Annotated in this window: 24 protein-coding genes and 1 riboswitch; of the genes, 18 read left to right on the top strand and 6 right to left on the bottom strand. The window is 66.5% G+C overall.

Annotated features, from left to right (window positions below; all coding sequences use genetic code 11):
- Positions 1-42: 42 nt before the first annotated feature.
- Positions 43-1197 carry a DUF418 domain-containing protein gene (locus tag ACFO8M_RS11070; protein WP_387974683.1) on the bottom strand — a complete coding sequence of 385 codons (1155 nt, stop codon included), beginning with the start codon at positions 1195-1197 and terminating at the stop codon, positions 43-45.
- Between the two features lie 185 nt (positions 1198-1382).
- Positions 1383-2117, bottom strand: coding sequence for a DUF2306 domain-containing protein (locus ACFO8M_RS11065; protein ID WP_387974680.1), 735 nt, complete (start codon positions 2115-2117; stop codon positions 1383-1385).
- Positions 2118-2258: 141 nt separating this feature from the next.
- On the opposite strand from ACFO8M_RS11065, the gene ACFO8M_RS11060 reads away from it, so the two are divergent.
- The gene (locus ACFO8M_RS11060) at positions 2259-2942 is read left to right on the top strand and encodes a TetR/AcrR family transcriptional regulator (protein ID WP_387974679.1); all 684 of its coding nucleotides are present in this window, start codon (positions 2259-2261) and stop codon (positions 2940-2942) included.
- A 72-nt stretch (positions 2943-3014) separates the two neighbouring features.
- Here ACFO8M_RS11060 and ACFO8M_RS11055 read toward each other — a convergent pair whose 3' ends face one another.
- Positions 3015-4361: a dicarboxylate/amino acid:cation symporter gene (locus tag ACFO8M_RS11055; protein ID WP_387974676.1), complete on the bottom strand. Its 1347-nt coding sequence runs from the start codon at positions 4359-4361 to the stop codon at positions 3015-3017.
- A 346-nt stretch (positions 4362-4707) separates the two neighbouring features.
- On the opposite strand from ACFO8M_RS11055, the gene ACFO8M_RS11050 reads away from it, so the two are divergent.
- The 7 genes from ACFO8M_RS11050 (at position 4708) to ACFO8M_RS11020 (ending at position 10960) form a co-directional block, all read left to right on the top strand.
- On the top strand, positions 4708-5160 hold the full coding sequence (locus tag ACFO8M_RS11050; protein WP_387974673.1) for a fluoride efflux transporter FluC: 453 nt from the start codon (positions 4708-4710) through the stop codon (positions 5158-5160).
- Positions 5157-5519, top strand: a complete 363-nt coding sequence (locus ACFO8M_RS11045) for a fluoride efflux transporter FluC (RefSeq protein WP_387974670.1) — start codon at positions 5157-5159, stop codon at positions 5517-5519. Before ACFO8M_RS11050 ends, ACFO8M_RS11045 begins: the two co-directional genes overlap by 4 nt.
- A gap of 137 nt (positions 5520-5656) precedes the next feature.
- On the top strand, positions 5657-8185 hold the full coding sequence (locus ACFO8M_RS11040; protein ID WP_387974667.1) for a S8 family serine peptidase: 2529 nt from the start codon (positions 5657-5659) through the stop codon (positions 8183-8185).
- 220 nt (positions 8186-8405) lie between these two features.
- Positions 8406-8846 carry a hypothetical protein gene (locus ACFO8M_RS11035; RefSeq protein WP_387974664.1) on the top strand — a complete coding sequence of 147 codons (441 nt, stop codon included), beginning with the start codon at positions 8406-8408 and terminating at the stop codon, positions 8844-8846.
- 33 nt (positions 8847-8879) lie between these two features.
- Entirely contained in the window at positions 8880-9833 is a 954-nt protein-coding gene (locus ACFO8M_RS11030) for a hypothetical protein (RefSeq protein ID WP_387974661.1), read from the top strand.
- A 46-nt stretch (positions 9834-9879) separates the two neighbouring features.
- Positions 9880-10440: a hypothetical protein gene (locus tag ACFO8M_RS11025; RefSeq protein WP_387974659.1), complete on the top strand. Its 561-nt coding sequence runs from the start codon at positions 9880-9882 to the stop codon at positions 10438-10440.
- A gap of 229 nt (positions 10441-10669) precedes the next feature.
- Entirely contained in the window at positions 10670-10960 is a 291-nt protein-coding gene (locus tag ACFO8M_RS11020) for a hypothetical protein (protein ID WP_387974656.1), read from the top strand.
- Positions 10961-11703: 743 nt separating this feature from the next.
- Here ACFO8M_RS11020 and ACFO8M_RS11015 read toward each other — a convergent pair.
- Both ACFO8M_RS11015 and ACFO8M_RS11010 read right to left on the bottom strand, forming a co-directional pair.
- Positions 11704-11970, bottom strand: coding sequence for a hypothetical protein (locus ACFO8M_RS11015; protein ID WP_387974654.1), 267 nt, complete (start codon positions 11968-11970; stop codon positions 11704-11706).
- A complete protein-coding gene (locus ACFO8M_RS11010; protein ID WP_387974651.1) occupies positions 11967-13451 on the bottom strand; it encodes a hypothetical protein in 1485 nt (494 codons plus the stop codon). Before ACFO8M_RS11010 ends, ACFO8M_RS11015 begins: the two co-directional genes overlap by 4 nt.
- Positions 13452-13924: 473 nt before the next feature.
- Between ACFO8M_RS11010 and ACFO8M_RS11005 the strand changes: the two genes are divergently transcribed.
- The 7 genes from ACFO8M_RS11005 to ACFO8M_RS10975 all read left to right on the top strand — a co-directional run bounded on the left by ACFO8M_RS11005 (position 13925) and on the right by ACFO8M_RS10975 (position 20375).
- Positions 13925-14299, top strand: a complete 375-nt coding sequence (locus tag ACFO8M_RS11005; protein WP_387974649.1) for a hypothetical protein — start codon at positions 13925-13927, stop codon at positions 14297-14299.
- Between the two features lie 12 nt (positions 14300-14311).
- The gene (locus tag ACFO8M_RS11000; RefSeq protein ID WP_387974647.1) at positions 14312-16159 is read left to right on the top strand and encodes an alpha/beta hydrolase; all 1848 of its coding nucleotides are present in this window, start codon (positions 14312-14314) and stop codon (positions 16157-16159) included.
- Positions 16156-16881 carry a hypothetical protein gene (locus tag ACFO8M_RS10995; RefSeq protein WP_387974644.1) on the top strand — a complete coding sequence of 242 codons (726 nt, stop codon included), beginning with the start codon at positions 16156-16158 and terminating at the stop codon, positions 16879-16881. Before ACFO8M_RS11000 ends, ACFO8M_RS10995 begins: the two co-directional genes overlap by 4 nt.
- 734 nt (positions 16882-17615) lie before the next feature.
- Positions 17616-18233 carry a hypothetical protein gene (locus tag ACFO8M_RS10990; protein WP_387974642.1) on the top strand — a complete coding sequence of 206 codons (618 nt, stop codon included), beginning with the start codon at positions 17616-17618 and terminating at the stop codon, positions 18231-18233.
- Positions 18234-18487: 254 nt separating this feature from the next.
- A complete protein-coding gene (locus ACFO8M_RS10985; protein WP_387974639.1) occupies positions 18488-19045 on the top strand; it encodes a hypothetical protein in 558 nt (185 codons plus the stop codon).
- Between the two features lie 32 nt (positions 19046-19077).
- Complete coding sequence (locus ACFO8M_RS10980) at positions 19078-19746, top strand: hypothetical protein (RefSeq protein WP_387974636.1); 669 nt, start codon at positions 19078-19080, stop codon at positions 19744-19746.
- Positions 19743-20375 (top strand): hypothetical protein, encoded by a 633-nt coding sequence (locus ACFO8M_RS10975; protein WP_387974634.1) that lies wholly within the window; start codon positions 19743-19745, stop codon positions 20373-20375. The genes ACFO8M_RS10980 and ACFO8M_RS10975 overlap by 4 nt, the downstream gene beginning before the upstream one ends.
- Positions 20376-20444: 69 nt before the next feature.
- On the opposite strand, the gene ACFO8M_RS10970 is transcribed toward ACFO8M_RS10975, so the two are convergent.
- Positions 20445-21185, bottom strand: a complete 741-nt coding sequence (locus tag ACFO8M_RS10970) for an SDR family NAD(P)-dependent oxidoreductase (protein WP_387974631.1) — start codon at positions 21183-21185, stop codon at positions 20445-20447.
- A gap of 91 nt (positions 21186-21276) precedes the next feature.
- A riboswitch (cobalamin riboswitch) is annotated at positions 21277-21485 on the top strand.
- 41 nt (positions 21486-21526) lie between these two features.
- Here ACFO8M_RS10970 and metE point away from each other — a divergent pair.
- From metE to ACFO8M_RS10955, 3 genes are all read left to right on the top strand, one after another.
- Positions 21527-23779, top strand: a complete 2253-nt coding sequence (metE, locus tag ACFO8M_RS10965; protein ID WP_387974629.1) for a 5-methyltetrahydropteroyltriglutamate--homocysteine S-methyltransferase — start codon at positions 21527-21529, stop codon at positions 23777-23779.
- Between the two features lie 151 nt (positions 23780-23930).
- On the top strand, positions 23931-25070 hold the full coding sequence (alr, locus tag ACFO8M_RS10960; protein ID WP_387976333.1) for an alanine racemase: 1140 nt from the start codon (positions 23931-23933) through the stop codon (positions 25068-25070).
- A gap of 77 nt (positions 25071-25147) precedes the next feature.
- On the top strand, positions 25148-26368 hold the full coding sequence (locus ACFO8M_RS10955) for an alpha/beta fold hydrolase (RefSeq protein ID WP_387974626.1): 1221 nt from the start codon (positions 25148-25150) through the stop codon (positions 26366-26368).
- Positions 26369-26399 lie beyond the last annotated feature (31 nt).

The raw sequence follows: 26399 nt of genomic DNA, 5'->3' as shown, positions 1-26399 counted from the left end.
GGTGCGGGCCGGTTCGCCGGCCCGCACCTTTTGCTGTGCGTCCTAACGAAGGACGGCCTTCTGGAGCATCTCGGCAGGGCCGGTCGAGAAGCGCCGCAGCCACAGCCGGGCGCCGACGAGCAGGACCAGGGCGATGGCGAGCCAGAGCCCGGCCACGAACCACGCGTTCGATCCGTACTTCGCGGCGAGCCCGAGGCCCCAGCCGTAGCAGACCGCCGACGCGATGAGGTTCTGGAGGATGTAGCCGCTGAGCGCGGTGCGGCCCAGGCTTTCGAAGGCGGACATGACGATCCCGCGCCGCATCTTCTCCACGATGAGGCCGATCAGGCCGATGTATCCGAGCATGACCACCGGCGCGGCCGCGTACCGCTCGAGGAAGAACAGCTGATCGGGGCCGTTCATCAAGGCGAGGTTGAGCGGGACGCCGATCCCCAGGCCCCACCACAGCAGCCTGCGGCGGATCCGGCTCCCCTGCGCTTCGGCTCCGAACGCACCGGCGCGGAAGAGCCTGACGCCCAACAGGAACAGGAACACGAGCAGCGGCAGCGTGACGACCGGTTCGATGCGGAAGGCCAGGGCGTTGTCGAGGCGGAACTGGACCTGCTCGATCCACGAACCGGAGACGTAGAGCGCCTGGACCTCGGGGTTCGGCTCCGGGGCGATCCCGGGGCCGGAGAACATCGCGGCCGTGATCAGCCCCATCAGGGTGAGGTGCAGGCCGAGCGCGGTCCACATGAGGGCGTTCTGGGCGCGCTGGGAGCGTTTGAGCATCCACGCCACGATGATCGCGGTGACGGCGTAGCCCATGAGGACGTCCCAGGCGAACACCAGGATGAAGTGGATCGTGCCTTCGGCGAAGAGGAACAGGGCTCGCCAGTGGTAGCGGCCCGGCCAGCGGCGGCCCTTCTTCTCCGCGGAGCGGTACTGGATGGCGAGACCGACGCCGAAGAGGACGGTGAGCATGGACAGGAACTTGCCGTTGGCGAGGAACTGGAGTGCGCCGCCGACGATGCCGCCGCTGGTGACGCCGAAGCCGATGAGCGGCCCCGCCTCGCCGTGAGCGGAGGTGAAGAGCCAGATGTTCGTGCCGAGGGTGCCGACGATGGCGACGCCGCGCAGGACGTCGAGGAGCGGGAGCCGTCTCGCGGCTGGTGCGGTTTCGGCGGCGGGCGCGGCCGTCGCGGCGGTGGTGTGCATGTTCTCAGGTTCGCGCGCGGCGGGTGCGAAAACATCCTTCTGCGGCATGGACTTTCGCCCTCCGGCAGCGCGACCGGAGGCGCACGTCGGCCCGCGCCGAAGGTGGCAGGCCTCGATCACCGACTACGACTTTGGTGGCAGGACGGGGTGCCGAGGCGCCCCGTCCTGCCGGGTTTCCAGTGAGGTCAGGCGGGCTGCGGCGTGCGGGCGCGGCGCCTCGGCTTCCGGTCCAGCCACCATTGGGCGATCATCAGGTTGACGACCCAGCTCGTCCAGATCGAGGCGACGGCCGCGTCCTCGATGAGCGGGTCGATGTCGCCGCCGTAGTAGCCGTCCAGGAACGGCATGAGCGCCAGCATGAACAGCACGAGCCACACCCGGTTGACCACAATGGAGACGCACAGGGCGAAGCTGCGGATCATCCAGCGGCGGTGCTCCTGGTAGCGGCGGCGCCGGGCCGCGACCAGCCCGGTGAAGGTGACGGCGAACCACAGGAGCGCGAGGAAGACGTTCCCGATCTTGCCCGCGGGGCCGATCACCGAGAGGATGCTGACGACCAGTGCGAACAACCCGGACGGAACGACGCCGGCGAAGACGTAGACGCGGCCGGAGATCCGGTGCACCTTCGGGTGGTGCTGCCGCAGCCACGGCCACACCTGCATCGAGCAGGTGATGATCGCGATCGAGCCGAACAGGATGTGCCCGGAGAGCATCAGGTAGTGGGTCTCGGGGAAGGCGCTCTGGAGTTCGACGAGCGAGTCGCTGGTGTCGAAGGTGAGGTAGGAGGGCAGCCGCGCGGCCACGAAGAGGCCCACGATCACGAACAGCGGGACGATCCAGGGGCGGCGGTACCACTTCGGTTTCGCCTGGGCGGGCGGGGATTCGGGTTCGGGGTGGGTGAGGAGGGTCGGCTCGGACACGGGGGTCTCCGATCTTGGGGTCCGATCGATGCGTATGCGATACGCTTATTAGCGTACATCATACGCACGACTGACGGGTGCCGTGCGCACCGAGCCGCGACGTAGGCTGCGGAACGGGACGCGAGCGGAAGGGACACACCAGTGGGACAAGCCGAATTCGAGCTGCTCTGGGGCGAGGCGACCCGGAACGCGCGCGGCAGGCCCGCCGGACTCAGCCGGGAGCGGATCGTCGCCGAAGCCGTCGCCATCGCCGATGCCGAAGGGCTCCAGAAAGTCTCGATGAAGCACCTCGCCGAGCGGCTCGGCAGCGGCGTCATGTCCCTCTACCGCCACGTCCCCGGCAAGGACGAACTCGTCCTCCTCATGTACGACTCGCTGCTGGCCGGGCCCGCGCCCCTTCCCGAAGCCGACCACTGGCGGCAGATCCTGCGCCACTGGGGACTGGGCGTCCGCGACCTCTTCACCACCCACCCCTGGGCGCTCACGGTCGCCACCTCCGAACGGACCATGGGCCCGGGCGAGGCCGCCTGGGTCGACACCGTCATCGGGCGCCTCACCGCCGTCGGCATGCCCGTCGAGCTCGGGCTCACCGCCGTGCTCACCGTCGACTGCTTCGCCCTCGGCGCCGTCCGCCCCGAGATCAACGGCGCCGAAGGGGACACCCAGTTCTTCAGCTTCCTCGCCGACCCGGCGATACGCGCGCGCTTCCCCCACCTCGCCCGCCTCGCCGAACCCGACAAGGTCACCGACATGTTCGACCACTTCGAGTTCGGGCTCGACCGCGTCCTCGACGGCCTCGAGCAGTACATCGAAGCGAATCCCTGACGCGCGAACGCGAAACGGGGGGCCGGTCCTTGTGCGGACCGACCCCCCGATCTATCAGGAGAGAATAAAGCCTTAAGCGGGCTGCAGCGCGGGCTCGCCCTTGCGGGCCGGCTCCTCCGCACCGCCGAACGCGGACTCGGCGTCCAACGGGACCGGCGCGGCGTCGTACACCTCGCGGTCGAGGATCTTCTCCGACTTCGCCACGATCACCGGCACCACCATCTGCCCGGTCACGTTCGTGGCCGTGCGGATCATGTCCATGATCGGGTCGATCGCCAGCAGCAGACCCACGCCCTCCAGGGGCAGGCCCAGCGTCGACAGGGTCAGCGTCAGCATCACGGTCGCGCCGGTCAGGCCCGCCGTCGCCGCCGAACCGATCACCGAGACGAACGCGATGAGCAGGTAGTCCTGGATGCCCAGGGGCACGCCGTAGACCTGCGCCACGAAGATCGCGGCGATCGCCGGGTAGATCGCGGCGCAACCGTCCATCTTCGTGGTCGCACCGAACGGCGACGCGAACGACGCGTAGTCGCGCGCCACCCCGAGCCGCTCCGTGACGATCCGCTGCGCCAGCGGCAGCGTGCCCACCGACGAGCGCGACACGAACGCGAACTGGACCGCCGGCCACGCCTTCCGGTAGAACTGCAGCGGCGAGACCTTCGCGACCAGGCGCAGCAGCACCGGGTAGACCACGAACATCACGATGAGCGCGGCCGCGTAGATGTCGATGCTGAACACCGCGAGCGGCTCCAGCAGATCCCAGCCGTACGCGAACACCGCATTGCCGATCAGCGCCGCGGTACCGATGGGCGCCAAGCGGATCACCCACCACAGGGCCTTCTGGATCAGCGCCAGCGCCGAAGCGTTGAACTTCAGGAACGGCTCGGCCTTGTCGCCGAGCTTCGCCGCCGCCGCGCCGACCACGATCGCGAGGAACACGATCTGCAGCACGTTGACGTTCACGAACGCGTAGACCACGTTCGTCGGGATGATGCCGGTGAGGAAGTCCGTCCACGAACCGGTGGTCTCCGGCGCGGCCGCCGAACTCGTGAGCGTCACGCCCTCACCGGGATTCGTGGACAGACCGATCGCGAGGCCGATGGCCACCGCGATCGCGGAGGTGAGCGCGAACCAGCCGAGGGTCTTGGCGACCAGGCGGCCGGCGTTCGCGAGGTTGCGCAGGTTCGCGATCGAGGCGACGATCGCGGTGAACACCAGGAACGGCACGATCAGGAACAGGAGCTGCACGAACAGCTCCCCGATCGTCTCGAGTGTGGTGCCGAGCCAGGCGACGGACCATTCGCGGGCGACGTAGCCGAGGACCAGGCCGAGCACGAGGCCGATCAGGAGCTGCCAGGCGAACGGGATCTTGAAGCGTTTGCGCTTCACGGCTTCGGAAGCTTCCGCGGTTGCGGACATGGTGAACCTCTTGGATTCTGAGCGGACAGCGCACGACGGGGACGCGCGGCTGCGGGGCGTTCAAGGAGACGCTGGCATGGGCTCAAACCCAGCGGAGAGAGGAATACATCGGCGAGCCCGCCGGTGAAGAGAATCGGAGCTAACGACAGAGCACGGTGGACACGCGGCAGAAGTCGAGGTGACGCCTGCGTGTCAGATGCTGGTTCGTAACTGTGTAGCTCATCGCCCGCCAACGCTAACGGATCTCGCATGACGGGCGCAAGAGTCAGTGAGTGATCGCATACGGTGCGGCCGGAGGGAATACCTGCGGCCGCACTGGCGCAATCCCAGCGGCTAGATTCGTGGCATGCCCGACCCGCAACGCCCGCCTTTGCGCCAGATGCTGCGCGCCGTATCGGTCCCCGCGCTGGTCGCGGTCTCGCTCGGCGGCGCGATCGGGGCGCTCGCCCGGTACGGGCTTACCGTCGCCTTCCCGACCTCGCCCGGATCCTTCGACCTCGCGACGTTCATCGCGAACACCGTCGGCGGACTGCTCATCGGCGCGCTCATGGTCGTCGTCACCGAGGTCGCCCCCGGCCTCCGGATGATCCGGCCGTTCTTCGGCGTCGGGATCCTCGGCGGATTCACCACGTTCTCCACCTACATCGTCGACATCGGCCACGCCGCGAACGCCGGAACGACCCTCCTTGCCGTCGTCTACGCGTTCGCGACCATGGCCGCCGCGCTCCTCGCCGCCGCCCTCGGCATGTACGCGACCCGCCGCGCAGTCGCGCGGAGCCGCGGCAGCGAGGCCGCATGACACTCCTGCTGATAGCTGCCGGCGCCGCCGTGGGCGCGCCCACGCGATTCCTCACCGACCTCGTCGTCGCGCACTACGCGGGTCGCTTCCTGCCCTGGGGCACATTGATGGTCAACGTCTTCGGCTCGGGCCTCGCCGTGTTCCTCGTCGTGGCCGTCGCCGACCCCGGCTGGTCCGCCCTACTCGTCACCGGCTTCTGCGGCGCCCTCACCACCTACTCCACCCTCTCCTACGAGACACTCCGCCTGGTCGAGGACGGCCGCTGGCACCACGCCCTGTGGAACGTCGCCGCGAACATTTCCGGCGGCCTGGCCGCAGGCCTCATCGGCTTCGCCATCGCCCACCTCACCACCGGCTGACCGGCCGACACGCAACACGACCGAGCGGTAAATCCGCGCTTCGAGCACCGCCATGCCCGACGATCGAGGTCCTGCCATAACTGCCGGTCGGGAGCGCCCAAGCCCTCCCGACCGGCACAAATCGAAAGGGACCCCTGATGCCGGGCTTCCGCGCGTACTCGAGCCTGCGATCCGCACCCAACCGCCTCGCAGGTCGGCCGACCGCAATTCTCGCCGCCGCCATCGCCCTGCCGCTGCTCGCGTCCGGAGCCCCGGCGGCCCAAGCGAACCCGGATGACGAATCGTCCCAGGTCTGGCTCCTTGAACTCGCCCCCGGCGCCGGACCCTCCGCCCTCGACGCCGTCGCCGAAGGACTCGACTACACCGTCCGCCACGACTTCGATCGCATCTGGAACGGCGTCTCCGTCGAGGCCGACCCCGCCACCGCCCACCGCCTCGGGCGCCTCGACGTCGTCGAGCAGGTCTGGTCCGACATCCGCTTCAACGGACCCGCCCGCGTCAGCGACCAGCAAGCCCCCGAAGAGTCGCAACCCGAACTGGCCCAAGCCATCCAGACAACCCGCGCCGCCGACGCCCACGAGCGCGGCGTCACCGGCGAAGGCGTCAAGGTCGGCATCATCGACACCGGCATCGACTACACCCACCCCGACCTCGGCGGCTGCTTCGGCTCCGACTGCCGCGTCGCCTACGGCACCGACTTCGTCGGCGACGACTTCAACTCCGACGACCCTGAACACGCCGAACCCGTCCCCGACGACGACCCCGCGGACTGCGGCGGCCACGGCACGCACGTCGCCGGGATCGTCGGTGCCGACGGCAAGGTCACCGGCGTCGCGCCCGACGTCGAATTCGGCGCCTACAGGGTCTTCGGATGCGACGGCTCCACCAGCTCCGAGATCATCATGCAGGCGCTCGAAGCGGCGCTTGAAGACGGCATGGACGTCGTGAACCTCTCGCTCGGCCAGTCGTTCCAGTGGCCGGGCTACCCGACCGCCGTAGCGGCCGACAAGCTCACCGAAGAGGGCGTGACCGTGGTGGCCTCGATGGGCAACGACGGCGAGGCCGGGGTCTACTCCGGCTCGGCGCCGGGCGTCGGCGAAGACGTGATCGCCGTGGCCTCCACCGACAATCCGAAGCAGCGCATGGACGCCGCGTTCGTTCCGGCGCTCGACCGCCGGATCGGCTACCGGTCCATCGACGACACGCCCGAACCCGAAGCGGCGACCGACCCGCTCGTGTGGCTCGGCCGCGCCTGCGCCGACGATGCCTCCGAAGGCGACGTCAACGGCATGGCCGCGCTCATCGTCCGCGGCACCTGCACGTTCAAGGAGAAGTACGCGCGGGCCGTCGCCGAGGGCGCGACGAGTGTCGTGATCTACAACGACCGCTCGGGTCCCTTCGGCGGTGGCGGCATCGAGGACGGTCCCGTCCCCGCGGTCGGCCTCACCGACGCCGACGGCAAGGACCTGCACGACCTGGCGACCATCGGCAAGAACCCGGTCCTGGAGTTCCCCGGCGGCACCGTCCTCGTCGACCTCCCGCGCGGCGGCCTCGCGTCCTCGTTCACCGCTTACGGTCCCGCGCCGGACCTGACCTTCAAACCCGACCTGGCCGCCCCCGGCGGCGGGATCTGGTCGACGGTGCCCGTGGCCGACGGCTCCTACGAATCCCTTTCGGGCACTTCGATGTCCTCACCGCACGTCGCCGGCGCCGCCGCCCTCCTGATCGGCGACGACCCGCGCCTGGAGCCGCGCGAGATCCGCACGCGACTGGCCAACTCCGCCAAGCCGGTCGCGTGGGGCGAGAACCCGGACCTCGGCGAACTCGAAGCGGCGCACCGGCAAGGGACCGGCGTCATCAACGTGATCGACGCCCTCGACGCCGAGGCCTGCCTCCACCCCACGGGCGTCAACACCGGCGACGGCACGGCCCCGCGCACGTTCGAACTGACCTTGACTTCTCGCGACCGCACGACCCGGGCCTACGCGCTGACCCACCGGTCCACGATCGCCACCACCGGCGACGAACGCGACCCCGGTTTCGATGCGGCCGAACCGAAGGTGACCTTCGAACCGAAGTCGCTCAAGCTTTACCCGGGCGAGTCGGCGACCGTTCAGGTCACTGTGGAACCGAGCGCGGACCTGCCGCTCGGGAGCGTCTTCGGAGGCCGCATCACCGCCCGGTCCACTGACGACGGCGAATCACTGACCGCCGCCTACTCCGGCTACCAGGGCGACTACCTCGCGATCCCGGTCCTCGACCACCCCGACTACCCGAAACTCGCGGCCGTCGTCGGGCAGGACCCCGAGACCCACGAGTTCGACTATCGGGACTTCGAGGACGGCGAGACCTTCAGCCTCACCGAAGGCCCCGACCTCGCCGCCCTCGTCTTCCTCGGCCACCAGGTCGCCGAACTGACGATCAGCGCCGAGAACACCGACACCGGCGAAACCACCGAATGGGAGCCCGAGCAATACCTCCAACGCTCCCCTGGCCCGGACGACGCCATGGGCATCCACCTCCAAGACCTCCTCGCCGAACACCCGAACGCCCTCGAACCCGGCCACTGGACCCTCCACATCAAGGTCCTCAAGGCCCTCGGCGACGAGTCGAACCCAGCCCACTGGGAACACTGGCAATCCCCAGCGTTCACCCTCACCGAATAACCCCAAAACCCATGCGCCCCACCGGCCCGCCGGTGGGGCGCATCGCTTCCCCTTCCCCACCCCCTGGCGCCCGGTCCAACCCGTGAACGCCCGATCACTCGCGTACCCCGCGCGCAACGCGTCTGGGATATAACTGACGACGACTCCCAAAATCGACATGAGAGACGATCCCCATGTACGCACCGCCCACCCCCCCGCACCTCATCCGGAGTTCACCCTCATGCCTGATTCATACGGGGAAGGCGGCGAGTTCGCCGCCGACCTTGGCGAGCTCTACGAAGTCGCCACCAAAGGCCTTCGGCCGCTTTCCAACGAGTACAGCCGGTTCTCCTCCGCGTTCGAGGACTCGACCCAATACGACCTCGACCAACCCCCCAGTGGCGGCACGGTCAGCAGCGGACAGAGCGCGCTCCGATCCGGCGGAGCCGTGACCGCCCTCCGGGACGACCTCCAGTACGTCTTCGCGAAGAGCTGCGAAAACGTCGAATCGGCAGCGGTGACCCTGATCGATGTCGCGAACAACTACGCGGCATCGGACGAGGACACCCAGTCGGACTTCGACGCGTTCCTCGCGGACAACGACCTCGCGGGCCCGACCCTGGCCCCGCCGAAGCCCCCGGTATACCCCGACGGCCGAAACCAGGCCGTGCCGCGGGCCTAGGGCCCAGAAAACTGAAATCGCAGGAGACCAGCCATGGCTGAGGAATACACCCTGGAAGCCCTCGAGCGCGACCTGTACACCCTTGCTCTCAAAATGCACGAGATCGACAACCTCGAGCAGACCGTCGACCAGTTCTGGACGGCGGCAGCCGTTCAGGCGATCCCAATCGCCGGTCCGGCGTTTTGGCAGTTGTACACAGAGATCCAAGCACAGAACGAAGCGAGCATCATCAGCGCGGACTCCGTACTGCTCGGCTCGCTTCCCAACCGTTGCCGCCGCATCGTCGGCATCGATCAACATCAGTTCATAGGTGCGCAAGAGCGTTTCGAGCCTGTCGCCCTCGACATGGCCGACCTGTACGGTGCCCCAGGGAACATACTGACCAACATCGGCAGTTGGAGCGGCAGCGCCGCCGAAGCATTCGAAACCTACTTCACGGGATACGAACCGGCGCAGGCACGGCAAGCCGCACTCCTCGCCGCAGAGATCAACGCATGCGCTTCCTTGACAAGCCTGGTCGTGCAATCGAAGGCGGCGGTCAAGAATCTACTAGAAGTGACTATCGGTCTCGCCGACGAGATGATCACGAAATACAAAGAGACCTTGAAGGCACTCGCAGTCGGCCTCACGGCGGCGGTGTTCACCATCGTGGCCACTGGGTTCGGCATCGGCGCGGCTGCGGGTGCGACTGCAGCGTTGGCGGTGACGGGTGCGGCGGCAGGCGGAGTCGGGTCCTTGATTTCAAGCGTCTACGGGTTCGATCAGGCATACGCGGAGATCAAAGGGCAAGATCGGGAATCGTTGTTCGACAGCATCTCCTTTACTCTGGGTGAAATCGAGGGTGCCATCGATACCGCCGATCAGGAGATCCATGACGATCTTGAGAAGATTCGCTCTGAATGGAGCATTAGCCAGATCGCGATCCCGGCCCCACCGGGGAGCGATGAGATCTCGGGAGACAGCTTCTACCATGAATCCGCCTATTAACCCGAATCGGACGCGGACTAACACCCGCAGTCGGAATCGACTTATCTTGCTGACGGCGGTGCTGGCGGCAATTGCAGTAGCTGTCGCCGTCATCATTCTTGTCTGGCCGCCAGCCTACCGGTATGAACTTCCTGCGGCGTGGGACGAAGGTTGTCTCGGGACCCCAGAGCCAGAGGTCATTAGCGCTGTCTTCGATCCAGGTTCGTTCTCCGAGGCCGGAATCACGCATGACGATTACGGCGACAGTCGCTGGTACCAGTGTTCTTGGACCTGGAACCACGAGAATAGCGGCGGAACACGCCAATCTATTGATCTCAAGATCGATGTGCTTGACGGCGATGAATTCGACGACTACAACGTTATGATCGAAACCATCCGGAGCGAAAGTGTCTTTACGACTCTCATAACTGACGAGATCGCCGGGTTCGAATCGGGATACTGCGCGAGCAGCATTGGACTCGACGATTACGAATGCTACGCGGTCGACAGCAATCTGAAGGTTGCGCTCCTGACGTATGGAGGCGGCGAAATCGGTGGGTCCGGTATCGCTGTCGAGGACTACCTCGCCGAGGTCGGGGCCTACATCCAGAACCAGCTTGCCCGGTGAGACGTACGGACGCACCGACGCTCCGGTATCCAGGAAGCGGTATTGGCGTGACCAGGTTTCCTCGCCTGACCGCACGGGCCGTAGCGGTCGCTTGCGCAACGATCTTTCTGGCTGCGTGTGATATGAGGTTCTGGACGGGACTGAGTCGATCATCCTCGGAAGCGGGGCTGTCGATTTCATTCTTACGGAGGGGCCGCCTCCGTGGGCTTCAACGTATCTCGATGGCGACTTGGACTTCTCAGCGTTTCCGGCCGCAGCCTACTTCGAATCGTGGCAGGGCACCTCGCAGAGCATTGAATGGGATCAGTCGTACTCCATGCAGGCGAGCAAGGTCATCTCTTTCAAACTGTTCACCAGTTTGGACAACCTCTACGTGAACGCGAACTTGTACTTCGTGGTACCTGATGAGATCGCCCTGGACGATGGTGATCAAGTACCTGAGGCGGAGATCGCGGTGGCAGCTTACGGGGTTCTTGATGTGCTGGTTCCTCCTGTCGTAGACGGGCTGAAACGGGAGTAAACAAACAGGGTGCCGCCGGGCTTCACCTGGCGGCACCCAACATCGCTGGTCAGCGGTTGCAGGTTCTGGTGTTGGTAGCCCAGATTTGGGTGGCGTGGTCGGTGAGGGCTTCTTCGTAAGGGCCCATTCGGTGTGGTGGGGTTCGGCGATGACGAGTCTTGGGTTTGGTGTTTCGAGGTTGATGATGTGGCCGATGAGGTTGGGGTGGATCTCCTTGTAGGTCAGGCGGAAGCGGGTTTGTCCGATCACGAGTGAGAACTGAACCCGGCGGTCGTCGATGGTTTCGGTGGCGAGGATGGGGAGTCCGGCGAGGTCGATCGGGAGGATCTGGTCGGGTGGGTCGGTGCGGTGGACGGGGAGCGGAATGTCGTTGAGCGCCTTGATGCAGCAGGTGCGGATGCGGCGGGTGGTGTAGCGGTCGGGGGATCATGCGGCCGCTCCGTACGGCTTCTGCGGAGCGAAGTGGGCGGCGCGCAGTTGCGCGGAGTTGGCCATGAAGCGGTCGAAGGCGTCTTCGCGGAGCTTGGAGAACCGGTACTCACCGGTGGTGTCTGCGCCGCTTCGGCGAACCCTCGCGCTCGCCGCTGCCGCGGTCTCCCTCTCCCTCACCGAATAGGCGCAGGGTGCGCCAGGGCCGACTGGCCCCGACGCACCCCGAAAGCCCATCGCACCTCTGGGTGAGAATCCCTGAGCTTGAAGATACGGGCGGCTATCTGAAGCGGAGCTGAAGTGTGGGTCTTCCCTCACCCGTCGCGTTCGCCGGTGATCTCGCCCCAGACCCATACCGCCTGGTCCACGATCACCTCGTAATGCTCGACAGCCCACTCGACGTGCAGCGGCGCCGACACCCGAAGTCCCGGCCCGGTGGTGTCGAGCTCGATGACGGACCCGAGCGCCTCGGGTTCACTGCCGGTGAAGATCACGCGAAGTCGAGGCTGCTGAAGCACCGGCTCGAACCGAAGCCGACGCCCGTCCACCCAAGCGGCGGCGATGAACTGCAGACGGTTCACAGCACCACCGCCTCCCCGAACGCGCGGTGCGCATCGAACGCCCGCTCCCACCGGGCCATGTAAGGCAGAGGCGAAGGACGCGGACGCTCCTCCCGGGGTCGGCCGCGCCAATGCGCGCCGCCAGTCTCCCCGGCCGACCGCGGTGCGGCACCGCGAGTGGCTTGGGCCGCGTGGCGAGCCGTCTTGGCCTGGTCCGATTGCGCTTCGCGGACGGCTTCGGTTTGATCCGATTGCGCTGCTTGGCGAGCCGCTCCGCCCTGGTCTGCTCGCGTCTCGCGGGCGGCTGCGGCGAGCCGGACTCTGGCGGCTTGCACGCTTCGGATCGCCTGCGCCATTTGCGCACCCGGAACCGGCCGCGCCTCCTGCGCGGCCTGCCGGGAGTCCTCGCGCGACAGCGCCGACCGTGCCGCCTCGGCGGATTGTGTCGACCGCGCCGCCTCAGCGGTTCGCGGCGCTTGATCCGCATGCGGCTGCACCTGGCGGGGCACCGGCAGCGGGGTCGCAACCGACACGGACGCCTTGTTCGCGCTGCGGCCCTCGACCACCGCCGTCAGCCACCGGAACATCCGCAGCACCATCGCGACCGGCCACCGGTGCTGGTACTCCAAGGTCCGCCGATCCGCCCAGTGGGCGGCCGCGAGTTCGGAAGACTTGATGACGAACCGGTCCCAAGCATCCTCGCGCAATTTCTCGAACCGCCACGGTTCTTCCTGCGCCGTTTCGCGACCCGACCGTTCTTCCTTGCGCTCCTCCTGTTCCTCCTGCCAGAACCTCGGGCTGCGGCGCGGGGTCGGCTCGGAGCGGTCCGGGGTGATCGGCAGGCCCGGCCGAGCGTGGGGCGCGGGCGAAGCGATCGCCTCCGGTTCGGGTTCCGGTGCGGGTGTGGAGGTTCGCCGTCGAGGACGCCAAGGCGGCTCTCCGCCGCCCACTTCCGGAACGTCGGCCTGCCCGGCGGCTTCTTCGGCATTGTCTTGGGCGGCTCCGCCTGCTTCCCAGGGAGGGATCGGGTCGGGGAGTTCGTCGCGGCGGTGGCGGCCGGTACGGGGATCCGGTCGCCAACCGGGGGAACCGAACGAGCCCGAGTCGTCGGGGTCGTGCGGGCGGTTGCGATCGATGATCCAGGTGTCACCCGGCTTGTGCCGCAGGTGCGGCGGCTCGTAGCGCGGAGAGGCCGGATCGGAGTCGGGCGCTGCGAGGTCGCAGAGGTCCGGCCGCGTCTGGTACCGGTACGTGCCTGGTGTGGCCGGATCGGGTGAACCGTCTTCGAGGAACAGGCGGCGGCCCGCCCAGTCGTAGTACCCATCGACCTGCTCGATCAGGCCGGGGTTCTCCGGATGCGGGTAGACGCGGTTGCGGGGCTGCGCGTTTCGACCTATCGGCTCAGGCCGATTCTGGCGTACGCTGACGCTAACCATGGGAGGTCTTCCTTCCTGGGTTGGAAGGTGGGTCGCCTCGAGATGCCAGTCCGTTCGGCGACCCACCGTCTGTTTTCAGTTGTTGTGGAATACGCCCACTGGGCGCTTCTCTCACATTGACACACACGTGTGACGGTTGCCAGTCAACGACACACCCCCGCGCAAAAGCGTCTAGAACCCCCCTGACCTCTCCGCGTCTCCGTGTACCGCACGGAGGGTGATTCACCGGTACCCTGAATCTCGCCGCCAAAAGCCCGATTCGCCCCGAAGGTCTTCCCTGTGCCCCAACGTGCCCTGCCCCGAATCCAATGAACGCGTGTCGCCCGGTCCGCCGCAAACTCACCCGGGCGGACACGACTCACATTGCACCGCAAACACCTGTGATCTTGACATCCGAGTCGTGTACCCCATGTGACGCAACAACTCGATACAGTGAGCAACCGTCCCGAGCCTTTCCCCACGGAGACAGCACATGACACCCAGCCCCAGGTGCCTTACCCGCCCAATTACCCTCCAGCACAGCGCGATGGAGACTGCACATGGCCGGCGCTGATGTCTTCACGATGGAGCCCGAAGAGGTCCACAAGTCGGTGGAGATCCTCTTCGATGTCGAGTCCGAGGTCGATGCGCAGACGGTGACGCTCATTGACGGCACCAGCGAACTCGCGCAACAACTCAAGGACTCAGACACCGCGCTCGGCCCAGCGCTGGCCGAGGCTGCCGAGTGGTGGCAGCAATTCCGCGCGGGCGGCTTCTCAGGTCTGTGCGGCAATACCGGCGAGTACCTCGCAGTCTGCGCCGAAGAGGCCGTAGAAGTCGACAACTACAACGCCGGCGACTTCGCCTCCCTTGCTGACCACGACCGCTACCCCGGCCGGGCCAACGAGAACGCCTCAACCCGCCCCGACTGGTAGGAGCCATCTCTCATGAGCGACATGTCCTGGAAAGACCTCCGCGACCTAGACTGCGCAGCGATCCAGTCGGTAGCTGAGTCTTGGTCGGCGTACGTGGGCAAGATGATCGAGCAGACCGAACGGCTTCGGACGGAAGTTATTGCCGGGCACCTGAATACGGAGAATTTCGAATCCGACACAGCGAACCAAGTCCGCGAGCACATCGACCTCTTCGCAGGACGCTTCGAAGACGACCTGTCGGATTATGCCCAGACTCGCGTACGTACGTCGCTTCTGGAAGCCAGCGATGCTCTCAAGGCCGAGCAGGACGAACTCCTTGAGCTCGTCGGCCTGATCGAGGAGCGCGACTACGAGATCGAGGGCGACAAGCACGATTACGAGGTGAATCCGAGCGGGAAACTGCACCGCTCGATTTACCTGCACCTTGACCCACCGCAGTGGCTGTGCGACCGCGTTGGGATCGACAAACCGTCGGCCTGGTATGACCTCCTCAGCGAAGCCGAGGTGTTGTCCAAGCTCGATGACTTCTATAACTCGGCGAGAGAACTAGGCGCTCAGTACCAGGACTGGCTGCGCGCCATCATGTCCCGAGCCCACGACGCCGATGACGATGCGGCTGCCGCGCTCAAGGAGATGCGCGAGAACCCGTCGGAATTGCCTCCACAGCTCGGGGCTACCTACGACGACTTGATCGACGACTATAGGACCGAGCTGAGCGAAGAGGTCGCCGCCGAGATGGAGGCGATCGCGAACGGCGAGTCCGACATGTCCCCGGAGCAGGTCAACCAGTGGTGGGAGAACCTTAGCGACGCCGAACAAGAGGCCCTGAAAACTGAACACCCTGAATGGGTAGGTCCCACCGACGGTATCCCCATCGATGTGCGTGACACCGCCAATCGAACCAATCTCGACAACCAGATTACCGGCCTTGACCAGCAGATCGAGTCGATCGAAGCTCAGCTGGAAGCCGCCGGAGGCGACCCGAACGCCGGTTTGATGTACGACGGCCAACCAGTGGACTACGGACAGCTCGAAGCCGAACTCGCGGAGCTCCAGCAGGAACGTACCGAGCTGACCGATCTACAGGACAAGATCACCAAGGAGGACGGCACCTCGGAGACCTTCGGGAACCAGAAGCAGCCCTATTACCTGCTGGACTACAACCCGGAAGACAGCGGACAGCTTGTCGTCTCGATCGGCAACCCGGACACCGCCGCCAACGTAAATGTCTACGTGCCCGGTACTACAGCGAGTTTCGACGGAGCGGGCAACGACGAAATGGGCCACGCCGAATCCATGGCTGCCGACGCCCAGCGATGGGGCGTATCGGGGCAGGACACAGCTACCGTGTTGTGGCTCGGTTACGACGCGCCTGACAATGCATACCCCAGCCAGGCCGGAATTTGGACGGATGTCGAGGCCGCACACCCTGACTATGCAACCGACGCCGCCGAGGACTTGGAGTCCTTCAGCCAGGGGATCCGCTCCACAGCTGAAGATGGTCCGTCAAATCTGACCTTGAGCGGGCATTCATACGGCTCTACTGTCATCGGAGCCGCCGCCGCATCCGAAGGCGTCGAGGCCGACAACCTTCTCTTCCTCGCTTCTCCTGGAGTCACCGTCGACACCGCCGACGCACTCGGCGTGGAGAATGTGTATGCGACTCGCAACGATGCGGACGTCATCCAATACACACCGTTCCATGGCAACGACCCGATTAGCGAAGACTTCGGTGCAACCGTAATCGACAGCGAAGCGGACGGGTTGGACCCACTCCACAACCACGGCACCTACTGGGGCGCAGCCAATAAGCAAGGACGTGAGGACATGACCGATGTGATCACCGGAGTAGCATCATGACCTCCCTGGCCTCATCCCCTCAGAAGCCCGCGTTCGAGCCCGGACGGATCGTTGTGACCAGTGTGATCACAGCACTCTTGACCGCTTCTTGTTCCTCTTTTGGAGACGCATTGGACGCCCCGCCTGAATCCGAGTACACCCAGGCCGAAGCCTATGCACCGATGGAGGAAGCGGTTGACAAAACGGTGACGGTCCTCCCGGAATTCCCTGGCTTCGAAAGTCGCTGGTGGCACGAACTCCCTTGCGAGCACAACGGCATAAGCAGTGCCGACTACACCAACATCGAGATCGAGTACACCTTCTCGACAGACGACTCGGCGACGGAACTGACTCGCGAACAATATGTCGATGTCCTCAGGGAGCATTGGACCTCGCTCGGGTACGAGATCACTCGAGACGAGGAGCGGCAACGTGGCGATAGGCTCGACCACGACCTGGTCGCCGAACGTGAGGACGGGATCAGCCTCTGGTACACCCTCGGGTCATACAACGCCTTCCTGATCCAGTCCGGTTGTGTTCCGGTCAGCGACCCAAGCGAAATCGAGTACATCGCCCCGGTCGGTGGCATCGAGCCCGGCGGCGACATGGACATGGTCGACGACTACTTTCCCGACGGCATTCCCACCGACCAGGCCGCCGCCATCGACCCGTTCGCGGGTACTCAAGCTACCTACGCGCCTGTTCCCTTCGAATCGCCTGAGTCTTACGAGGGCCAGATCTGAGATGCGCGAGGTTTGGAAGCCCTCGATCGGCATCGCTGTCCATGCACGGCTTGTGTATTTCGGCTGGTCTGCGGTCGTCCTCCTCTCGTTCATGTTTGGCATCTCTGGCCGTGTCTCCGGTAAAGGTGACGAGTACGCGATGTGGACCGACGTAGGGTTCTACTTCGCGATCGTTGCGCTCGTGATTGGCGGAGTCCTGAGCGTGCTTGCTCTTTGCATCTGCAGCCGTTCTCGTGTGGCACATGTGCTTGCAGTTTCGATCTACGGGATACTTGCGCTCCTTTTGATCGCGTGGATGTCCGAAGTTGAAACCACCGGATGGCTCTTCCTGACGGTCTTCGCACCCGCTATCGCAGGGATCGTCCTGCTCATGCTCCCCTCGTCGCGGGCCTGGTGCTATGGGCAGCGCAGTGACGCGCAATCCAGGCCCGGACCTTGTGACGAGCGCCCAGCCGCCGCGCCCGGAGCCGAGAACGTCTGGTCCACCAGAGCCGACTGGGATGTCATCGACCTTGCGGCCTCGGAGGCAACGTCTTCGAAGCCGACGCGATCAGTACGAGTCCCCTCAACATCCACGAGGACTGCCTCAGGGAAAACGACAACGGCGAACCCAACCAGGCACGAGACACCATGGCCCAGATCATCACCGGCCAGAAAGACTAGGTCACCCGATGCGCCGACGAATCATCACGCTGCTGTCAGCACTGGCCCTCATGCTCGGAGGATGCTCTCTCATGCAAGACCCCCCGCCGGAACGCGAATTCGGCGAAGCCGAGGCCTATCCGCTCCTGGAGCAGATCGTTGCCGACACTGTCACTGACCTACCCGACTTCCCCGGGGTCTATCGCCGCGGTTATGCCAGGCCACAGGACTGTGGCGAAACGTCCGGCAGTCAATATGACGGCTGGGTGGCGATAGAAATCTGGTATGGGTTCACTGGGGACATCTCGGCTACCGATCTGGTCAAACTCGAATACACCAATTTGCTGCGTCAGGCTTGGACCGATGCCGGATACGACGTCCACCGCGACACCATCAACCCCGACACCGGGCGCGGGTCACTGGAAGCAGTTCGACCCGACGGGATCAACCTATGGTGGTCGGTGGCTGACGGCGTCTCGTTGACCCTCCAAACCGGCTGTGTCCCAGCCACCGAAGGATTCGAGAAGCCCGAATACATCCCTCCGGCCGGTGGCGTGCTTCCTGAGAACGACCTTGCAGTGAAGGGGGACAATTTCGAGAACCCGCCAGAAGACGCCACCGACGAGGCGGTCGATCCGTTCGCCACCGCCCAGCCCGTCTCCGCGCCGGTGCCCTTCGATTCGCCCGATTCGTACGACGGCCTGATCTGAGCCTCCCCCGATTCCCCTTACTTTGCGGAAAGGCGACCGTGTACCAGAATCCGAATCCCCAGCAGCCCAACGGGCAGCCGCAGCAGCGGCCGCCTGGTCCGCCGCCGCAGCCGTATCTGCAGCCCGGGACCTATCCGCCACCGGCGATGGCGGCTCCGCCGCCGTATTCGCCTGGCGCGCAGGGCTTTCATCCTGGGTATCCGCCGCCTCTCCCTCCCCGCGAGCGGCGCGGTGGTGTCGTTGCGCTCGTTGTCGTGCTTGTGCTTCTGGTCGTCGTCGGCGGCGGCGTTGGGGTGTGGTGGTTCCTGTCCGATCAGGGCGGCGATGGTCCCGGTGCGACCCAGACGGAAGGCCTCACCATCGAGGACTCCGAATCCGGTATCTCCTACACCCTCCCTGAAGGCTGGGAGGAGTTCGCATCTGAAGACCTCATCGAAGCCTTCACCTCAAGTGCGAGCGTCTCCACCGAAACCGGTGGAGCGTCGGTGTTCGCGTTCTCCGGTGAGGCGATGGCCGATGAGGAGATGTCGATGAGCACCTCCACCATCGCGGGCGAGAACTCCGAGTACTTCTACCCGTACGCCGAGGACCGCCAGATCCTGCTCTCCGAACCTGCCGAAGTCGATGGCCAGGAGGCCTACCGGTTCACCTGGGAGGTCAGCAAAGCCGATGACGAGCCGATGTACGGGCACATCGTCCACATCCTCACAGACGACAACCGCTCGGTCTTCCTCATGGGCATCGTCTACCCCGACGACCCTGCCCTGCGGACCGAGATCGACGCCGTCCTGACCAGCGTGACTCTGCTATGAAGCCATCGCTCTGGTGCGTTGCATTGGTGCCCGTGGCATTCGTGTCCATCGCGGGCTGCGCTACCGAGCCGGAGCTCAACGATGATTATGCGACCTACGCGGTGTTGTCCGACCCCATCCCGTTGACACCTATCCCGGGTGCCGACATCGCCGCATGGGCTGAGGCGATCGACGGGCTCGACTTCGGTGAATGGTTGAGTTCCGGAGACCTCGTGACGGACCAGTATGTGCCTGCAAGGGCTGAACCGGTCGAGGACCCGCGCGTCGGGGGCGATCGGCTCTCCTGGGTGATGGAAGGGGAACCTCCGCATGTGGACACCGACTTCACCTTCAACGCTCGTGCGGTCACTGACGTCGACGAGGGGGTGCTCAGCATCTACTGCGCGGCTGACTATGACATCCACACGGAGTACCTGGACGAAGCGCTGACGTCGCCCGTATTCGATGAGGTCCGGCGGAATCTGCAAAGCTGCATGACGGGCTCCGGAAACGACGCCATTGGTCCCGATGTTCTGTCCGCATGGCTCAACGAGCAAATGGACGCTGCTGAAGCAACCTATGCGGCCGATAAGTCGCAGTATCGCTACGAAGCTTCGACCATGCTCGACGTCGCGAACGTATTGGTCTGGTTCGACAGCAGCGAACGCGAGACGTCCGTGTCGCTTTCCGTCGATCCGCGCGCCGAACCGGGGCCTTCATGACCGACAGGAACACACCGGCGGGCCAGAAGCCGGTTCGCTGGCCCGTCTACGTGACCATCAGCGTTTTGCTGGTGGTTGCCGGGTGTGCCGGCGCGTACCGCTGGATCAGCTACGACCTTGGAGAGCGCCCGCCCGAGCTCACTTCCGAATACGAATCGAGCGAAGCGCTCCTCGTCTCCGAGGATCTGGCTGGCCAGCTCATTGCGGGACTACCGGTGGGCGGCGACGGTACTCCCGCCTTCGAAAGTCGATTGTGGAACACCGAGACCTGCCTGTCGGGCTGGGACGACCACCTCGTCTGGGACGGTTTCGTATCGGTCATGGTCAGTTACGGCCTCGACATTCGCGAGGACAACCGCGCCCAGCGGATCGAGTATGTGCAGGTCATCGCCGATGAGCTTGAAGAGATGGGCTTGGAGCCGACCCAGGAACAACACGGGGAGGGGAGCACCTCGGTACATGTTGACCGAGACGACGGCCTCTCGATCCGGTTCACCTCAGAGGGGGGCCTGACCATCTCGACGGACTGTGTCGCACATGGCGGCGAACCCGTCTACACGACGCCGCATGTCAGGATCTCACCCGCGAATGACGACCAGGATCTCGAACGCTGGCCCCAATCCGACTGACCGCTTCGAGCGGCCCCTTGCAGACGACTTCGGCCCGGCGGAAACCACCGGGCCGATTTTGTTGCGCTGCTATTGGTTACGGCGGTGGACCTGCTGCGCCCCGGTTTGGTCGCGGGGCATGATCGTGATCTGGTCGACGTTCACGTGCGCGGGTCGCGTTGCGACCCAGGTGATCGTGTCGGCGATGTCGTCGGCGGTGAGTGGGGTCATGCCCGCGTAAACCGCGTCGGCCCGTTCTTGGTCGCCTTCGAAGCGGACCAGGCTGAACTCGGTTTCGACCATGCCGGGGTCGATCTCGCAGACGCGGACCGGTTGGCCGAGGAGTTCCAGGCGGAGGACGCGGGTGACGGCGGCTTCGGCGTGCTTGGCGGCGTTGTAGCCGCCCCCGCCGGGGTAGGGCTGGTGGGCGGCGATGGAGCCGATCACGACGACCTGGCCGTTGCCGGAGGCGACCAGCTTCGGCAAGAGCGCCTTGGTGGCTCGGATCGTGCCGAGCACGTTGACGTCGTACATCTGCTGCCACAGGTCGAGGTCGGCCTCGGCGATGGATTCGAGTCCGAGCGCCCCGCCCGCGTTGTTGACGAGGAGGTCGCAGCGGCTGATGACTGCGGCGAAGGCGGCGACCGAATCCTCGTCGGTGACGTCCAGCGGCAGCGCCGTCCCCCCGCACTCGGCGGCGACCTCGGCGAGCCGGTCGGCCCGGCGGGCCCCCAGCACGACGTCGAAGCCGGCCTTGGCGAGGGCTTTCGCGGCGGCGGCCCCGATCCCGCTGCTCGCGCCCGTGACTACTGCTACAGGTCTGGTGCTCATGGGGCCCGAGCCTACCCATTCGTCCGCCGGCCCGATCCGCCCTCGTCCCACTCTGCGGCCGCGTCCGAGGCACGTGACGGTGCGCGGCCGTACCATCGGTGACGACGCTGGTTCCGAGGCGGCGCTAGACCGCTTCGGCTAAGAGGGAATCTGGTGTGAATCCAGGACTGCCCCGCAGCGGTGAGAGGGAACGAAACCCGCCAGAAGCACTGGGCCCCATGGTCTGGGAAGCGGCGGGCGCTAGGTGCCGGAGACGGCGCGCCCTCGAGTCCGAATACCTGCCCGCGTACCGCGCGCGTCCGCGTGCGGTCCCGTTGTCGCAAGTTCGAGGGAACTGACACATGAACACGACTACCGCCGTGCCCGCACAACGCCTCGGAGCCACCGCGCTCGGATATCCGCGCATCGGACCGAACCGCGAGTTGAAGCGGGCGTTGGAAGCCCACTGGTCCGGGAGGCTCGACGCCGCCGGTCTGGAGGCCGCTGCCGCCGCCGTCCGCTCCGGGATGCTCGACGATCTTTCGGTGCTGGATTCCGTGCCGACCGGCACCTTCTCCTTCTACGACCACGTGCTCGACACGATCGTCGCCGTTGACGCGCTCGCGTCCCGGCACCGCCGTGAGACTGCGCTCGCTTCGTATTTCGCCGCCGCACGCGGTGATGCCGAGGCCGTGCCGCTGGAGATGACGAAGTGGTTCGACACCAACTACCACTATCTGGTCCCCGAGATCGGTCCCGAGACCGCGTTCGCCGCGAAGCCCGAGAAGGCGGTCGCCGAGTTCCTGGAAGCGAAGGAGCGAGGTCTCGACGCGCGGCCGGTGCTGCTGGGGCCGGTCTCGTTCCTCTTGCTGGCCAAGCCGAGTGAGGGCGCTCCTGCCGATTTCGTGCCGTTCGACAGGCTCGGCGACCTCGTCGAGGTCTATGTCGAGCTCCTCGCGGCCCTCGGCGAAGCCGGGGCCGGACTCATTCAGCTCGACGAGCCCGCGCTGTGCGCCGACCGCACGACCGAGGAACTCGCGGCGACCGCCGCCGTCTACCGGCGACTGGTCGGCAGTGCCGGAATCCTGGTCGCGGGCGGTTACGGTCCCTTCGGCGAGGCGCTGCCCGTCCTGCTCGAAGCCGGTGTCGAAGGCGTGGCCCTGGACCTCGTGCGTGGCCGCAGTGACCTGGAAGCACTGGAGACACTGGATGTTTCACGTGAAACATTTTTGCTCGCCGGGGTGATCGACGGCCGCAACATCTGGCGCGCCGACCTCGCCAAGGGCGCGGCCGACATCGCACGGCTGCAAGCCATCAGCGACCGCGTCGGGGTCGCCTCTTCCTCCTCGCTGCTGCACGTCCCCGTCGACCTCGACGCCGAGCACGAGCTGCCCGAGGCGCTGACCGAGCGCCTCGCCTTCGCGCGGCAGAAGCTCCGCGAGATCACCGCCCTCGCCGACCCCGAAGGCTCCCGCGAAGCCCGGCCCGAGGCCCCGGCCGCCTGGCGCGACGAGTCCGTCCGGACGCGCCTGGCCGACCTCGGACCCGACGCCGACCGGCGCCTCCCGTACGTGGAACGCCAAGCGGCCCAGGCCGAGCGCGTCGCGCTGCCGCCGCTGCCGACCACCACGATCGGTTCCTTCCCGCAGACCGCCGAGCTGCGCAACGCCCGAGCGGCCCACCGGCGCGGCCTCATGATCGACGCCGACTACAAGTCGCGCATGAAGGCCGAGGTCGCCGCCGTCATCGCCGAGCAGGAGAAACTCGGCCTCGACGTGCTCGTCCACGGCGAGCCCGAGCGCAACGACATGGTCCAGTACTTCGCCGAGCAGCTGACGGGTTTCGCGACCACAGCGGGGGGATGGGTGCAGTCCTACGGTTCGCGTTGCGTCCGGCCTCCAGTGCTCTACGGGGACGTGGCGAGGAACGCGCCGATGACCGTCGAGTGGACCTCGTACGCCCAGTCGCTCACCGAGAAGCCCGTCAAGGGCATGCTCACCGGGCCCGTCACCATCCTGGCCTGGTCCTTCGTCCGCGACGACCAGCCGCTCGCCGACACCGCCGACCAGGTGGCGCTCGCCCTGCGCGACGAGGTCGCCGACCTCGAAGCGGCCGGGACCGCGATCATCCAGGTCGACGAGCCGGCGCTCCGCGAACTCCTGCCCGTGCGCGCGGCTTCCCGTGCGGCGTACCGGGACTGGGCCACCCGCTCGTTCCGCCTCGCCACCGCGGGCGTGCGGCCCGAGACCGCGATCCACACGCACCTCTGCTACTCGGAGTTCGGCGAGGTCATCGACGCGATCGCCGCCCTCGACGCCGACGTCACCTCGATCGAGGCCTCGCGTTCGAAGATGGAGATCCTCGCCGACCTCGACCGCGCCGACTACCGCAGCGCGGTGGGCCCGGGCGTGTGGGACATCCACTCGCCGCGTGTCCCGGCCACCGACGACATGGCCGAGGCCTTGCGCCTGGCCGTCGCCGCGCTCGGCCCCGACCGGGTCTGGGCCAACCCCGACTGCGGCCTGAAGACCCGCCGCTATGAGGAGGTCCGGCCATCGCTCGCAGGGCTCGTCGAAGCCGCCCGCATCGTCCGTGAGCAGCTGGTCAGCCCGTAGACCGAGGTGACACGTGCTCGCCACGGCCGAGCCGCAGCGCTGCCTGCGACCCGGGCATCGGCGCTGTCGGCCCCGGCCGCGGCGGGCACGTACCCTTGCATATGTGGCGATCGACAACTACCGCGTCCTGACCGAGCCGGAATTCGGCACCATGTCCGGGCTGGCGAAAGCCAGCGCCGACTGGCGGCGGCTCGCGCACAACGTGGAGACCCTGGCTGCAATCGCCGGGGTGCCGATGATGGCGATGGTCAAGGCCGACGCGTACGGGCACGGCATGGTCCCGGCGGCGCGCGTCGCCGTCGAGGCCGGGGCGGCGAGCCTCGGCGTCGTGACGCTCAGGGAGGCATGGCAGCTGAAGCGCCTGCCTGATCTGGCGGACACGACGGTGATGGCGTTCTTCTTCTCCCCGGACCAGCCTGGCCTGGCCGAGGTGGTCGGGGCCGGTGTCGAGCTCGGTGTGTCGTCGCTGGCGCAGCTGGATGCGGTCGCCGCGGCGGCCGATCGGGCGGGGCGGCCGGCGCGGATCCATCTCAAGGGCGACACGGGGATGTCGCGGGGCGGTGTGTCCGAGCACGAGTGGGAGCAGGTCGCGGAGGCGGCCGCGAAGCATCAGGCGGCCGGGTCGGTCGTGGTCGTGGGTGCGTGGAGCCATATGGCCTGCGCCGACGAGATCGGGCACCCGGCGAACGCCGAGCAGAAGGCCGCGTTCGAGCGGTTCCTGGCGACGGTGGCCGCGTCCGGTCTGGAGCCCGAGGTGCGGCACCTGGCGAACTCGGCGGCGCTGATCGCAGATCCGGAGACGCGATATGACATGGTGCGACCGGGGATCGCGTTGTACGGGTACAACCCGGTGCCGGAGGTGCCGGTGGATCTCAAGCCGGTGATCGAGGTGCGGTCGGTGGTGATGTCGGTGAAGCGCGTCCCGGCCGGCGCGGGGATCTCTTACGGGCACACGGTGCATCTGGAGCGGGACAGCAATGTGGCGCTGGTGCCGCTCGGGTACGCGGACGGGGTGCCGCGGGCCGCTTCGGGGCGGGCCGAGGTGTACCTGGCGGGGAGGCGCCGCCGGGTTTTGGGTCGGATCTGCATGGACCAGTTCATGGTCGACTGCGGTGACGACGTCGTGAAGCCGGGCGAGCCGGTGATCCTGATCGGTGCGGGTGAGCAGCATCCGGATGCCGACGACTGGTCGGTGTGGGCCGGGACGATTCCCAATGACGTGTTGACCGGGATCGGTTCGCGGGTGCCGCGGCTGTGGAACCGGGGTCTTTCGGGGCCGCCGCGTGGGTGATTGATCCAGGTTCGTTTCGCGTCCTGGTGGGGGCGCAGCCTCTCGAGATTTGCCGTTCGATGACACTGCGAGGCCGCATGAGTGAGAAGCAGTCCCGTCGCCGTTTGCGCGGTTTGGCGATCGCCGGTGGGGTGACCGGCGGTCTGGCGGTCGGTGCCGCTCTGGCGTGGGGGGTGCCGCGTTATCTGGCGCGGCGGACGCGGATGGCGTCGACCGATCCGTATGCGCACGAGCCGTTCGAGTTGCCGCCGCAGAGTTCGGTGCGGACGGTGGACACGCGGGATGGCGTGGCGGTGCATGTGGAGACGGCGGGTCCGGATGACGCGGATCTGACGGTGGTGTTCGCGCACGGCTATATGCAGGACATGGCGACGTTCTACTTCCTGCGCAAGGCGATCGCGGAAGCGGATCGCGGCGGGATGTCGATGCGGGCGGTGCTGTACGACCAGCCGGGGCATGGGCGTTCGGGTGCGTTGCCGCGCACGGAGTACGGGATCGACGACCTGGCCGAGGTGCTGCACGACGTGCTGCAGGCGGTGGCGCCGGTGGGCCCGCTGGTGCTGGTCGGGCATTCGATGGGCGGCATGACGATCCAGGTGTACGCGCGGAAGTACGAGGCGGATTTCCGAGAGCGCGTGAAGGGCGTGGCGTTCCTGTCGAGCAGCGCGGCGGGGCTCGACACGGTCGAGACGAAGCCGATGCGGGCGCTGCGGCGCCTGCGGCGGACGGTGCTGCCGATGCTGCAGCAGGTCGCGGGGTGGACCCCGGACCTGATCGACCGTTCGCGGCTGCTGGCGGGAGACCTGGGGTGGCTGCTCACACGACGGGCGGCGTTCGGGCACGCGGATCCGCCCGCGTCGCTGGTCAGCCTGGTGGAGCAGATGAACCGGCGGACCTCGATCCAGAGCATCGTCGGTTATGCCCGCGCTATTCTCGATCACGACGAGACGGCGACGTTGCCGCTGTTCAAGGGGCTGCCGTCGCTCGTGGTGGTCGGTGACGTGGATCTCCTGACGCCGCCGGAGCATTCGCGGCGGCTGGCGGCGGCGCTCGAAGGGTCGCGATTCGCGCTCATAGCCGAGGCGGCTCATTCACCGCAGCTGGAGTATCCTGGTGAGATCTCACAACTGTTGTTGGAGATGATCGACAAAGTCGTGGCTGAGATCGGTGAAGGTACCGCCGCGTCCGCTGCTCCGGCGTCCTCAGGGACGCCGTCCCCGCAGTCGGAGCGCGATGGGGCGCGACACCGCAGGTGGTCGCCGTTCTCGCGTCACCACGGGCATCGTCTCGAACCGTGAACCCGGTTCCGCACCGCAGTTGCGGACCTTA

The organism is Glycomyces rhizosphaerae (assembly GCF_042647865.1).
Taxonomy (GTDB): Bacteria; Actinomycetota; Actinomycetes; order Mycobacteriales; family Micromonosporaceae; genus Glycomyces; species Glycomyces rhizosphaerae.
The sequence above is the reverse complement of the archived record's forward strand: the minus strand, read 5'-3'. Positions and strand labels throughout refer to the sequence as shown.